This window comes from Oculatella sp. LEGE 06141 (assembly GCF_015207605.1).
Taxonomy (GTDB): Bacteria; Cyanobacteriota; Cyanobacteriia; order Elainellales; family Elainellaceae; genus Oculatella.
Genome location: NZ_JADEWO010000004.1, coordinates 48,905 through 61,288 on the forward strand (window position 1 = coordinate 48,905; position 12,384 = coordinate 61,288).

12 protein-coding genes are annotated in these 12,384 nt (G+C 49.8%); 10 read left to right on the plus strand and 2 right to left on the minus strand.

Annotation, left to right across the window (positions count from 1 at the left end; all coding sequences use genetic code 11):
- Positions 1 to 47 precede the first annotated feature (47 nt).
- From IQ268_RS04420 to IQ268_RS04465, 10 genes are all read left to right on the plus strand, one after another.
- The gene (locus IQ268_RS04420; RefSeq protein ID WP_193875958.1) at positions 48 to 1,859 is read left to right on the plus strand and encodes an AAA family ATPase; all 1,812 of its coding nucleotides are present in this window, start codon (positions 48 to 50) and stop codon (positions 1,857 to 1,859) included.
- A gap of 258 nt (positions 1,860 to 2,117) precedes the next feature.
- Positions 2,118 to 2,381 (plus strand): hypothetical protein, encoded by a 264-nt coding sequence (locus IQ268_RS04425; RefSeq protein WP_193875960.1) that lies wholly within the window; start codon positions 2,118 to 2,120, stop codon positions 2,379 to 2,381.
- A 641-nt stretch (positions 2,382 to 3,022) separates the two neighbouring features.
- Positions 3,023 to 3,241, plus strand: a complete 219-nt coding sequence (gene gvpA / locus IQ268_RS04430; RefSeq protein ID WP_193875962.1) for a gas vesicle structural protein GvpA — start codon at positions 3,023 to 3,025, stop codon at positions 3,239 to 3,241.
- 81 nt (positions 3,242 to 3,322) lie between these two features.
- A complete protein-coding gene (locus IQ268_RS04435; protein WP_193875964.1) occupies positions 3,323 to 4,393 on the plus strand; it encodes a hypothetical protein in 1,071 nt (356 codons plus the stop codon).
- Positions 4,390 to 5,598 (plus strand): gas vesicle protein GvpN, encoded by a 1,209-nt coding sequence (gene gvpN, locus IQ268_RS04440; RefSeq protein WP_193875966.1) that lies wholly within the window; start codon positions 4,390 to 4,392, stop codon positions 5,596 to 5,598. Before IQ268_RS04435 ends, gvpN begins: the two co-directional genes overlap by 4 nt.
- Positions 5,595 to 5,942 (plus strand): gas vesicle protein, encoded by a 348-nt coding sequence (locus tag IQ268_RS04445; RefSeq protein ID WP_193875968.1) that lies wholly within the window; start codon positions 5,595 to 5,597, stop codon positions 5,940 to 5,942. The genes gvpN and IQ268_RS04445 overlap by 4 nt, the downstream gene beginning before the upstream one ends.
- Positions 5,943 to 6,043: 101 nt before the next feature.
- Entirely contained in the window at positions 6,044 to 6,247 is a 204-nt protein-coding gene (locus IQ268_RS04450; protein ID WP_193875970.1) for a hypothetical protein, read from the plus strand.
- A 249-nt stretch (positions 6,248 to 6,496) separates the two neighbouring features.
- Positions 6,497 to 6,904 (plus strand): gas vesicle protein K, encoded by a 408-nt coding sequence (locus tag IQ268_RS04455; protein WP_370584644.1) that lies wholly within the window; start codon positions 6,497 to 6,499, stop codon positions 6,902 to 6,904.
- A 107-nt stretch (positions 6,905 to 7,011) separates the two neighbouring features.
- Positions 7,012 to 7,746 (plus strand): GvpL/GvpF family gas vesicle protein, encoded by a 735-nt coding sequence (locus IQ268_RS04460; RefSeq protein WP_193875974.1) that lies wholly within the window; start codon positions 7,012 to 7,014, stop codon positions 7,744 to 7,746.
- Positions 7,747 to 7,888: 142 nt separating this feature from the next.
- On the plus strand, positions 7,889 to 8,152 hold the full coding sequence (locus IQ268_RS04465; protein ID WP_193875976.1) for a gas vesicle protein GvpG: 264 nt from the start codon (positions 7,889 to 7,891) through the stop codon (positions 8,150 to 8,152).
- Between the two features lie 57 nt (positions 8,153 to 8,209).
- Here the strand turns inward: IQ268_RS04465 and IQ268_RS04470 are convergent, their stop codons facing one another.
- Positions 8,210 to 10,513, minus strand: a complete 2,304-nt coding sequence (locus IQ268_RS04470) for an amylo-alpha-1,6-glucosidase (RefSeq protein ID WP_193875978.1) — start codon at positions 10,511 to 10,513, stop codon at positions 8,210 to 8,212.
- A 397-nt stretch (positions 10,514 to 10,910) separates the two neighbouring features.
- Positions 10,911 to 12,353 (minus strand): glycosyltransferase family 1 protein, encoded by a 1,443-nt coding sequence (locus tag IQ268_RS04475; protein ID WP_193875979.1) that lies wholly within the window; start codon positions 12,351 to 12,353, stop codon positions 10,911 to 10,913.
- Positions 12,354 to 12,384: the final 31 nt, after the last annotated feature.

Sequence of the window (12,384 nt, forward strand, 5' to 3'; positions counted from 1 at the left end):
ACAAACGGGGATAACTATAGACTGAATAACTGTGCAGGGACGGTGGCATGAGCGATTTCTTCAAAGGATTTGAACAGCTCTTAGAACTTGCAAAAGCGCTAGAAGAAAAGGCGGAAAAAGGAGAGATTAAAACCGACATTCAATTTAACTCCCGCAGCTTAAGCAGCATTCCGCGCCAGGGCAACATTCCAACGGGTGGCATGGGTACGGGGCGTGTCCGGCCTAACCCTGATGCGTCTCCAGACCCGGTGATTGTAACGCCGCCCCCAGCCGATGCCCACACAGCATCTTTAAAGGACATTGGCGGCCTGGCCGACATTCTTCGGGAATTAAGAGAGCTGGTCGAACTGCCGCTAAAACGTCCAGAACTGCTAGCCAAACTGGGGTTGGAGCCAACGCGCGGTGTTCTGCTGGTTGGCCCTCCAGGCACCGGCAAAACCTTGACTGCACGAGTTTTAGCTGAAGAGTTAGGTGTAAACTACATTGCGATCGTGGGCCCTGAGGTAATGGGCAAGTACTACGGCGAAGCGGAAGGTAAATTACGCAGCATTTTTGAAAAAGCCAGCCGCTCTACCCCCTGCCTGGTGTTTATTGACGAAATTGATAGTCTCGCGCCCGATCGCAGCAAAGTAGAAGGCGAAGTTGAAAAGCGCTTAGTCGCGCAGCTTTTAGGTTTAATGGATGGGTTTGCTAAAACCAACGGCGTGATTGTTCTGGCGGCTACTAATCGTCCCGATCACATCGATCCGGCATTGCGTCGCCCCGGTCGTTTCGATCGCGAAGTGCAGTTTCGAGTTCCCGATCGCGACGGACGGTTGGAGATTTTGAAAATCCTCACCCGTACAATGCCGCTAGATGAGTCGGTGGATTTGGGGGCGATCGCAGATCTCTCTGTTGGGTTAGTAGGTGCTGATTTAAAGGCGGTTTGCCAGAAAGCGGCTTATACGGCTCTGCGTCGTCAGGTACCCTCCCTGGATCATCCCATTCCAGAGACCATGACCTTAACCCAGGTTGATTTTCTGCAAGCCATTCGAGAGGTCAAGCCCTCCGTTTTGCGCTCCGTTGAGGTTGAATCACCCGATGTGACATGGGAGCAAATCGGAGGATTAGAAACAGCTAAGCAAACCTTACAAGAATCGGTTGAAGGCGCGTTGCTTTATCCTGAACTTTATCAACAGACCGGAGCGAAAGCACCACGCGGCATCTTACTTTGGGGGCCACCGGGTACCGGGAAAACGCTACTGGCAAAGGCGATCGCTTCTCAAGCTAGAGCCAACTTCATTGCGGTTAATGGCCCTGAGTTGCTGAATCGCTGGGTGGGTGCGGCAGAGCAGGCCGTTCGAGAACTATTTACCAAAGCACGGCAGGCCGCGCCCTGTGTTGTGTTTGTTGACGAGATTGACACCCTGGCTCCGGCACGGGGCAGTTTTCAGGGTGACTCTGGTGTGAGCGATCGCGTCGTCGGGCAACTGCTGACCGAGCTGGATGGGCTGCAAGGCTGTGCCAACGTTTTGCTCGTTGGAGCAACAAATCGCCCTGAAGCGCTTGACCCGGCACTGCTAAGAGCTGGCCGCTTAGACCTCCAGCTCAAAATTGATTTGCCTGATTTGCAAAGTCGTCTGGCAATCTTGCAGGTTCATAACCACGATCGCCCCCTGTCACAGGTTGACTTAACCCAGTGGGCAAGCGAAACAGATGGCTGGAACGGTGCTGATTTAGCCCTCTTGAGCAATCAAGCTGCCCTGGAAGCAATTCGCCATTATCGCGCTCAAGGGTTCACCGATCCCAGCAGCATCCAAATTACGACTGAAAACTTCGCGTCTGCACATCAGCTACTGGCAGCCCAAAAGCAACGCTAGTGATGTCCATCGTAGAGGATGGTTTAAACGTACTGATTGCCACTCGAACCGCCCTAATTCGAGGGGTGGGGGGTGAAACAGAATCGACTCGGAAGTCCCACAAGGTTGGGGGATTTAGGGGGCGAATGCAGCATATTTGATACTTCTAAAACATCCTCTCAGACGGAAGAGGTTTGAGGCTAATGCAGAATATTACACCCTTCTCAGGCATCGGCTCAAACGTATCCTTTCTTCATCTCTATTCAAGGCGATAAATTTATGCTTTCCGGTCAATCTTCTGATGTCGTTCGTCAGCAGGCACTCACGCTATTAACAGCCAGTTTCATTGCTCAAGGCCATCCAGAGCAATATGCAAAACATATGGCGACAGCGGCTATATTTCAAACCGATCTAGAGCTACGAAATGCACAACTTTCTCGTTTGTTAAACTGGTTAAACCAAGAACATAAGGATGTGTATCAACAGGCTTCGGCTCTGGTTGAATCAACCCGCGAAGAGTTTGAGCGACGAGTTCAAGAATAACCAGTTGTCATCAGGTACTCTTGCGAAATGGTTGGTATTCCGTGGCTATACGGCAATCAAAGCATTCAAAAATAACCTTACTTTAACTTGTATGACTCAGGCAGAAAAGTGCCGTTGTAGCAGCATTTAAACTGCTCTACGTTTGGCGTACCTGCCATAACACTTCTGGAGTGCAGATGAAAACCTGCATTTCAGAAGTGTTTGTCTGTCAAAAAATAAGAGTGATCGCCAGTAGCCAGTTTGCCAGGCCAGTTGTGGGTTTTGCTCAATACACAAAAATGTTTGATTTTATGTATTGATTGTTTCGTTTTGTAATTAAAGTTAGTGATTTATATAAACCGGGCAGGATTTGAATAGCTCCATTTTTAGGGTTTGTTCGCAAACTTACTTAGTGTCGTCGTATACGACGAGCCGGGGGATGGAGTGATGTCAATCAGCAGATTCTTGGGCGACTGTTAGGCATATTCAGTACTTCACCGTAGGTCAATTATTTTAATTAGTTGAAGTTCAGCAATTTCGCTGTCATTCCTAACAGGATTAAGTACTTAAATTGTACGAGAGAACCCAATCTTCTGTTTGTCCCTAAAAAGAACGATTGGCACGTTAAATTTGCATCAAAGTAGTTAGTTAGGTAATTAATCATGGCTGTTGAAAAAGTAAACTCTTCCTCTAGCTTGGCTGAAGTGGTCGATCGCATCCTCGACAAAGGAATCGTGGTTGACGCTTGGGTTCGTGTTTCTCTCGTTGGTATTGAACTGCTTGCTGTAGAAGCTCGTATTGTTATCGCTTCAGTTGAAACCTATTTGAAGTATGCCGAAGCGGTTGGTCTAACCTCTCAAGCTGCTGTCCCCTCTGCATAGTTTTCGAAGAATTGGGGAGCCTGCAAGCTCCCCAACTAGTTCATCTACCTGGTATCCCTGACCTCGCAGGAGGAGGTTTCCATGATGTCTCTTAAAGATGCATGGCGAGAGCAACAGCAGCAACGGCAGCAAGAAGCGGCTCAGCGCCATCAGCAAGTCTGTGAAACTCTAGCTGCATTCCAACGCGATCGCCACACCAAAGCCATTCAACTTCGTGATGACCTCAGCCTATTTCAGCTAGAGCTACAAGAAAACACGCGCAATCTTTTGGTTCACATTAGCCAACAGCGACAGGCGCAAGCGCAAGAGGTCACTCGGCAATTACAAGATTTTTCCCAACAGCTTCAGGCGCAAACCGCGCAGTTCTTGAATCTAGTTGCAGCGAACCGTGTGCTGATGTCGCAACAGCTCACCCAAGAATTGAATCACTTTCATACTGATCTGCACCAATCTGTTGCAGTGCTGCGGCAAGACTTACAGGCAAACGTGCAGCAGATTCAACATTATGTTCAAACTCTGTTGCAAACCAGCCATGAGCAGCGAGTGCAGCGACATTCTCTGCTCTTTCAAGAACTGACCCGCTATGTAGAGACATTGCGTTCAGAGGTGGAAACCTACCTGGCTGAACTGGAACTGATGCGACAAGACCGGGCACAGCAGTTACAGCAGACTCTTCAGCACGATCGCGATCGCCGTACCGCAGAAGTCAATGCTCTGTTCCAACAGTTATCGATCTTTCGAGATGAGCTTCGCCAATACTGCGCCAGTTTGCGTCAAGCGGTTTGGGGAGATTCTCCGACGACGGGTCTAACTGCCGCAGCACCATCGTTGGCAGCAACGCTTCAGTCTCTACCCACTGTGCCCGTGGCAAAAGGCCGAGAACAACCTGTTGCTTTAGTTGAATTGGTTGAACCAACCCAGGCCGTTGTCAAGGCAACCCCTGCAACGAAGCCGACTGCTACGGCCACGGAACCTCTAGAAGAATCTATTTATAACTACATTCATCAAATTCAAGGGGCACGGCTCACAGAAATTGAAACTTCATTGAAGATTAATCGATTTCAAGTGGTAGATGCCCTGCGTGCCCTGATCAAAAAAGGACTGATTACTCAGCGCGATCGCGTTTATTTAGTTCAAGAGGAAGCGATGTGACTACTGTTTTCCATGCCCGCCCCCGGCGCTTTGTTAGCACTCCATCCGTTGATCGAGTAGCAGCTAGAGCCTTACGTTATCTGCAATCTGGCTATTCCATCCATCTACGAGGTCCTGCTGGAACGGGTAAAACGACCCTGGCACTTCACCTTGCCGATCTGCTCAGCCGCCCCATGATGTTGCTGTTTGGGGACGATGAATTCAAAACCTCGGACTTGATCGGCAATCAGTCGGGCTATACCCGCAAGAAGGTTGTCGATAACTATATTCATAGTGTTGTCAAGGTTGAGGATGAACTCCGGCAAAATTGGGTCGATTCTCGGCTAACCCTGGCCTGTCGAGAAGGGTTTACCCTGGTGTACGACGAATTTAATCGCTCGCGTCCCGAAGTAAACAACGTTTTGCTGTCGGCACTAGAGGAAAAATTGCTGGTGTTGCCACCCAGCAACAACCGCACTGAGTATGTCCGGGTTAACCCAAACTTTCGGGCGATTTTTACCTCTAATCCAGAGGAATATTGTGGAGTACACAGCACCCAGGATGCGTTGCTCGATCGGCTCATCACCATTCATATGCCTGAGCCGGATGAACTGACTCAGCAAGAAATTGTTGTTCAAAAAACAGAGATCGACCGAGAAAGTGCTCTAATTATCGTGCGCTTAGTCGCAGAGTTTCGACACCGAACCAATACTGATAATGCGTCAGGGCTGCGATCGTGCTTGATGTTGGCAAAAATCTGCCACGAACACGAAATCCTGGTCATGCCAGAAAACTCCGAATTTCGGGATGTTTGCCAGGACATACTGCTCTCTCGTGCCAGCGTCCCAATGAACAAAGCGACTCAGATGCTGTGGGAGTTGTTCAACGATTTGATTTGCAACGATATCAGCGCTGACAAACCGTCTGATTTGGAAGTGGATAGCCATACGCTAGCAGCCATTGACTTTGACCTTGAGCCTGAACCTGCTATGACGGTTGCTGCTGAACAGGTACCCCATGAGCAGGAGGTGTATAACTACTTGCAGCAGGCGCAAAATGCTCGACCTTCTGAAATTGAATCTGCCTTAGGAATTAGCCGCTTTCAAGCTGTCAATGCGCTCCATGCTTTAACTGAAAAGGGGTTATTGACGGCTCAAAATAGTGTAGAGCAGCCTTCTGTTTATCAGGTTCACAGTAGCCCACTTCAGCAGGTTGAATCATTATGACGATTGCTCCCCAAACCTATCCTGCCAACAACACTAACCGCACTATCACGACCTCAACCCAGGGCTCTACATTGGCCGATGTGCTTGAGCGGGTGCTTGATAAAGGCATTGTGATTGCAGGGGATATCTCGGTGTCGGTTGGATCAACAGAGCTACTCAGTATTCGCATTCGGTTACTGGTGTCTTCTGTAGATAAGGCCAGGGAAATTGGTATCAATTGGTGGGAGAGCGACCCCTATCTCAGCAGCCAGGCTCGGCAACTGACGGATTCTAACCATCAGCTTCAAGCCCGAGTTGAGAGTTTAGAAAATGAGCTGCGATCGCTCCGAAGCGCTCAGGGATAACAAACGAGTGCAGCGACGCATTGAAATTCGGCTCTAAAGTCCAACCCGGTGTTGCTCTACACTTCAGACGCTTTAACCTCTACCTCGCTGAAGGATGAACCATGATCACCATCAAAACAATGAAGCAGATCGCCACCTGTAAAACTATTCCGAGTTTTCGCTCTAGCGGCGCTAGAGGGCGATCGCTTTCCCTTCCTGCCGATCGCGCACGCATGGCCGCAGGCTACCAGCACCTGCTAACCCAAGAATCTCAGCGGCAATGGCGCTCTCGTGTTTGGCAAGAGCGTAACCTGGGCACTCTGTGAGCGTGAGCCAAGCTAATCCATACTCTTGACTCCAAACGATACTGGCAACGGTTGATTACCAGTTGGCGATCGACGCTTTGTAGCGTGGTGTATCGCTTGCCTCTACCACCAGTCATCGTTTCTCTTCATTGAGTTCTAAACGAACAAACTAAGGCGCATCAAGCCTTTAGCCCAACCATGCCCCTCGATCCCTCTATTCAAATCTTTCCTGATAGCGCTCTTCAGCCTGAGCCTCTTCCGGCCAAGAAAATGGAAGCAGGATTAGCCCCACTTCTGCTAACCGTTGTTGAGTTAATTCGGCAGTTAATGGAAGCTCAGGTCATCCGCCGCATGGAAACTGGAGACCTGGGTGATAACGATCTGGAGCGTGCTTCCGATAGCTTGAGAAAACTGGAAGAGCAGGTTGTACATCTATGTGATGTGTTTGAGATCGATCCAGCAGACCTCAACATTGACCTGGGCGATCTGGGTTCGCTATTTCCCCAAACAGGAGGATACTATCCTGGCGAAACATCTGCTAACCCGTCGATTTTAGAATTGCTCGATCGCCTCCTAAATACCGGAGTGGTATTACAGGGAGAGCTAGATCTGGGTTTGGCTCAACTTAATTTAGTTCACGCTAAGCTGCAACTCGTTTTAACATCAAAACCTATTTAATTGGCTGTCGATTGTCATGATTGACCTGTAACAGGTAGCTCGAATCAGGCCAGCCTTTAACCATCATTCAGGTTCAATTACTCCACTTAATCGTCTGAGAAATAGCAATGGGATGCGGTCTTTATCTATACGGAATCTTTCCAGCTCCTGGCCCTCAAAATCTTGATTTGCAAGGACTGGATCAGCAATCGGTACATACTCATCAAACGAATGAATTTGTCTTCCTGTTCTCTGAGGCTCAGCAAGAAAGGTACTTAGCGAGCCGCCGTAACTTGTTGGGGCATGAGCGAGTCTTGGAACAGGCAATGCAGCAAGGTTATCGCACCTTGTTGCCTCTACAGTTTGGATTGATTATTGATGATTGGCAATCCGTTGAGCAACTGTTGATTGTTCCCCAGGGTGAGCGGTTGCAGCAGTTGTTTGGCAAGCTAGAAGGCCGACGAGAAGTGGGTGTTAAGGTTGTGTGGGAGCCGGATGCCGAGCTGGAATCGCTGATGGCTGAAGACGCAGCGCTACGGCACGAGCGCGATCGCCTTGAAGGGAAATCGTTGAGTATGGATCAAATTGTGCAAATTGGTCAGGCGATCGAGCAAGGTTTGACAGTCCGGAAACAAGAGATTGTGACGACGTTTCAGCAGGCGTTAAATCCGCTAGCTATTGACGTGGTAGAAAATGATTTGCTGACCAGCGCCATGATTTACAACGCAGCGTATTTAATTCCGTGGGAGGCCGAATCTGAGTTTGGCGATCGCGTTGAAGCGCTCGATCAACAGTTCAATAATCGTCTCCGAATTCGCTACAACAACTTCACGGCTCCATTCAACTTTGCTCAACTAAACTGATGGCTGCTTCAGCCAAATTTAGCTGATCAATATATAGTTGCTGCCCTCCCTTTTTTTCCTTTGGGAGTATGTTTAATTCAAACGATTTCTCAACCTTAGTTGTTACTCTTATTTCCCAACTGCCCCATCGGAGCTGACGATCATGTTTTTAGATCTTCTCATCGCCCCATTGACTGCGCCGCTTTCTGGAATTGCCTGGATTGGTGAAAAAATTATGGAGCAAGCCGATACAGAGCTTGACGAAACCGAAAACCTGGGCAAGCGGCTGTTAGCATTACAGCTCTCGTTTGATATGGGTGAAATGTCGGAAGCAGAATTTGAACTGCAAGAAGAGGAATTATTGTTGGCTATTCAGGCTGCCAACGACCAGGCTAAAGCCGAGGCTACCCAGATCGTAGATGAATAAACGAACAACCCCGAACCACGCGCCGTTTCACTGCTGGTTCGGGGACTGTTGCTTCAACTAGGCTTCAATGACCACTCTCAGGTTGCCTCGCTTTCTGACAACCTGACATGAAGCAGGGCTGCTGAAGTTACCCTCAGTGGACTGACCTCGCACGAATTCTAAATCCAGTAGGGTTGTGCCTACTCTCAAGTTTTGAATCGAGAGACGGTTGATTGACTCTGGTAAGGCTGGATCAATCACCCGCAAGTGGTTGTTGGGCGCATCGGGTACAAGATTAATCATCATCCGCAAAAGCTGGAAAATGGTTCCTGTTGCCCATGCCTGGGGAGAACACGCCACTGGATATTGAATGGGTTTGCCTTCACTGTTGCGCTCGTAGCCACAAAATAGCTCTGGTGGGCGCTGATAAGGTTGCTGTAAGGTCATGTCAATCAACCCTTGTGCTACTTCTAGCGCTTGTTCAACCAAACCGATCGATCGCAATCCCAGCACAATCAAGCCGTTGTCGTGGGGCCACACCGAACCCGTATGGTAGCCCATGGGGTTGTAAGCCGGAGAAAGGCTGCTCAGGGTTCGAATGCCCCAACCGTTAAACATATCGGGTGCATGTAATCGCTCGGCAACACTTTGAGCTTTTTCGGGCGAGAGAATTCCTAACTGTAAACAGTGTCCAGGGTTAGAGGAAATGCCGTCTACTTGCTTTCCGTCTCCATCAAGCGCCAGAGCACAATAGTCTTGCTCTGGGAGCCAAAAGTCTCGGTTGAAGCGAAGTTTCAACTCTCTAGCTTCTTCTTGCCACCGATCGGCTAAGTCGAGACGCTTCTTCATACGGGCGATTTCGCTGAGCCGCACCTTGGCAGCATAGACATAGGCTTGGACTTCACACAAAGCGATCGAGCCAGTTGCTAATTTGCCAAAGCGATCAACAATGCAGTCGTCGGAATCCTTCCACCCCTGATTCGCTAACCCGCCACTGGAGAGGCGATAGTAGCTGAGATATCCGGTCTGCTGGCAGTTGCGATCGACCCACTCCATCGCAGCCAGAGCATTGTCCCACAGCTTTTCCAAGGTTTCGTAGTCGTGCGTCCAGGCATAATATTCGGCATAGAGCATTAACCACAGCGGCGTGGCATCAATGGTGCCGTAATAGGGGGTATGCGGTACCTCCTGGCAACGTGCCATTTCACCCAAGCGCAGTTCGTGTAAGATTTTGCCTGGTTCCTCCTCGCGCCATTCATCGTAGGTTTTGCCCTGATAGTGAGCCAGGATGATCAGCGTTTGACGGGCAATCGATGGGTCTAAAATCAGCGTTTGCGCTGCTGCAATGATAGAGTCGCGCCCAAACAAAGCTGAAAACCACGGTACCCCGGCAGAAAGAGCTTTATCTTTGCCGAACGTTTGGCGCAGCAAGTAAACATCCTGCTCGGCTCGCTCAAGTACTTCGTTGATGGCTTTGTTGTCTGTGCGAATCTTGGTGGCGGTTGATTGCCATGCCTGCTCCTCCATCAGTTCCGCTGCTTTCGCCTGCATCAATGTGGTTGGAGCGCTGACGGTAGAGGCAGGACGGTTATTGCTCAACGGCTGCAACCGATATCCAACACGCTGCGTCTCGTGAGAACCCAACTCTATCTGCCAAATGGCGGTATGGCCCTTCAAAAAGTCAGGCAATTGATGCAGAAATTGGATGTGGGATTCCATCAACACATTGTCCACCCCTAAATAGGCCATGAGTAGCTCAGTTGGGGCGGATAAGGTGTCCACTTCTGGTGCTTCTAAGACCGTGGCTCCTTCTGAACCTTCCGTCTCTGTTTCTCCGGTAGCTTCGGTCTGCTTGTTCGGCAGTGGGCGAAGCAGCTTACCTCGTCGCGATCGCTTAGCTCCCCTGACTTCAAACAGATCGATAAAGTCAGCATCGAAACTAAGCGTCATTTCAAAGCGGATCGGGCTGGTGCTGTAATTGGTAATGGTCAGCTCTTCAAACAGACCGCCGTTGATGACAATCTCTCGTTCAATGCCGATCGTATCCGCAGCAATATGGTCAATACGAGGATTGGTACACAAAACGGACAGGACAAATCCTCTACGAGCATCACTGCTTAGCAAGACAGGCGATCGCCCTTCGAGTTGTAATTCCAGTCGGCTCAAGAATCGGGTATCCCGGCAAAATAGACCCAAGCTGGCTGCCGTATCTCCATCGGAACAAGAAATATTGCCGAGCGTATCAGCAATAAAAAACAGGTCGTCGTCTTTGAGGGTAAGCGTCGGTAGAGGACGTTCTGCGTTAACACAGGGCCACTCTGGTATTGGAAGTTGCTCTGCCGGAGCAAACGTTTTACCGTCCAGTTCAATCGTCTCTGGCATGGTTAAATAAGATCCGTCATGGTCTTCAAAACAGTTGAGCCGCTTGCATTATGAACAACAAGCCTTGAATGAGTCTAGCTACCCGATCGCCCCTACGAATTGTATTTAAGGTTTAACCCTGTTTTGGAAGGGCGATTGCTAGAAGAGCGCTCAGTATCTAGCCACCAAGAACCGAATGTTCGGCGATGAGCGGTGCTAAGCGGAGCAAAATATCAGTTAGATATTTCTCACATTATCTGATTTTATAAACCCTGACATCCACCACTGACTAGGGCTGTTCACCCTGATTCTCTGAGTTGTCCCAGGGCGAGAGTAAGGAGTTCTCACTCTTTGCTTGCCGCTATCGTTACGGCCACCCTCAGTACAATTTTGCAGGAATAACCCGCCCCCAGCCTTCTCAGGAAACCCTGGTAAAGCCCTTCGCTGTAACTGGTTGCCGATGTGGCTCAATCAGGGTGATTGCCTCTCGTGAGCGGGATGGGCGATCGCCCCACAACGATTCCTGGCTCAGGGATTGCGCTAACAAATACCGATATAAGTCGCTGAGCTGTGCGGCTACACCCATCCAGCTAAAGTTTTGTTGCACTCTCACCGATGCCTGTCGTCTCAGTTTTCTAGCCCATAGCTCATCAGCCAGAATGCGGTTAATAGCATTAGCGAAGGCATTAACATCCTGGGGTGGTGCCAGTAACCCAGTTTCTTCAGGGACGACCGTAAACTTCAATCCACCTACAGCAGAGGCAACGACGGGGGTGCCGCACGCCATCGCTTCAATCGCAACTAAGCCAAATGGCTCGTAGTGGCTGGGAATAACACAAACATCAGCCGCCGTGTAGTACAGTGGCAGGCGATCGTGCCCGATCCGACCAGCGAAAACGGTTTGCTTGCCCAAGTCTAGCGCTTGCACAAGCTGTTCAATGCGTTGCCGTTCTTGACCGTCCGCTTGATCGGGGTCGCTGCCGCCTACAATGACTAACCGGAAGTCGGCAGGATCAGATGTAGAGTCAACCTGGCTCGTTTTAATTTGAGCGCACGCTCGTACCAGCGTTTCAATTCCCTTGCGTGGATCAAACCGTCCTACGTACAGCACAACTGGCACATTCGGCTTCAATCCAAGTATTGCTTTGGCTTCTGCTTTGGGCATGACGCGAAAATTTTCGATATCGGTGCCACAGGGAATAATTTCGAGGTTGCCCTTGGTTGAGACGAGCGATCGCAGATGCTCTTGTTCCTGCGGGCTTGTTGCGACAACGCAATCCGCTTGCTCCAAAATTTGCTGCTCTACAGCCAGTCGGGTTGGGGCGATCGGTGGGCGTTTGGCGATCGCTCGATATTTAATGGCACCTAGAGAATGATAGGTATGAACAAGCTGAATGTTGCTTAACGCTTTGATTTGTAACCCAACCCAGCCTGACATCCAATAATTGGTATGAATCAGAGGGTAGTTGGAGCCATCTTGACTCTGAAATTTAAGAAAAGCCTGGACAAACTGCGGCATGTATTGATACAGCTCGTCGCGGGGCACAAACGTTTCTGGCCCAGCGATTAAGCGAATGGTGCGGCAATGGGGCGAATGTTCAACGATCGCCGCCTCATCAGGATGGGTCTTACGGGTGAACATATCCACCTGCCACCCAAGCTTTGCCAGGGCTTCACCCACTTGACGCACATAAACATTCTGCCCCCCTGCCTCTTCTTTGCCAATCTCAGCGGCTGGATCGCCATGTTCAGAAATGAGAGCGATCGCTTGTCTTCCAGGAACAAGTGGACGCGAGGATGCAAACGGAGACATTGGTTGATTGGCTGGAAGCGCAACCGATTTCAAGGTGGGGTGGGACATACTTTCACCTCATCAAATTTTAGAAGTTGGT